This is a genomic window from Oleiphilus sp. HI0043, assembly GCF_001634935.1.
The window spans coordinates 1-645 of sequence record NZ_LWEY01000284.1 but is presented as its reverse complement, the minus strand read 5'-3'; the positions used below and the strand labels follow the sequence as shown (position 1 = coordinate 645).

Annotated in this window: 1 protein-coding gene; it reads left to right on the top strand. The window is 44.0% G+C overall.

The window, feature by feature from the left end; all coding sequences use genetic code 11:
* The coding region (locus tag A3729_RS04140; protein ID WP_255376374.1) for a flagellin at positions 1–532 on the top strand (532 nt) is incomplete at its 5' end.
* Positions 533–645: the final 113 nt, after the last annotated feature.

Here is a 645-nt window from a genome sequence, read left to right as displayed (position 1 = left end):
ATTGGATAATAATCAATACACTTTGGTTGCTGAAGATGGTCGTAATATTGAATTGACTGTGGCTACGGCTGGTGACTCGGGTTTTACGACTGATGAAAACTATGTTGCTGGCGTTACGCTTGAGGCGGCTGGTGAGTTCTCAGTGGGTACGCTAACGGGCAATAATGAGCGGGCTGGTTTTAATGCAGTTGGTAGCTTTGGTGGATCAGAGTCGGGTACACTACTGAAAGATGTCGATATTAGTACCCTAGAGGGTGCTGAAGAAGCAATTACTGCGATCGATAACGCTATTAACCAGGTAGCAAGTGAGCAAGCGAAACTGGGTGCGATTCAAAACCGTTTTGAGTCTACTATTTCAAACAACTCTGTCAGTAGTGAAAACTTGTCAGCTGCAAACTCTCGAATTCGTGATGCGGACTTCGCGGCAGAAACTGCGGCATTGTCTAAGTCTCAGGTTCTACAGCAGGCAGGTATTTCAGTATTGTCACAAGCAAATGCTAGACCTCAGCAAGTTCTATCTCTTCTTCAGTAAGGGTTTAGTGCTTAGTTGATATGATGCCGGCTTTGATGAAAATCAAAGTCGGCTTGTTTGGTTATAAGTTAAATGAGGTGCTTATATGAGCGACGTAAAATTACAAGGTGTGG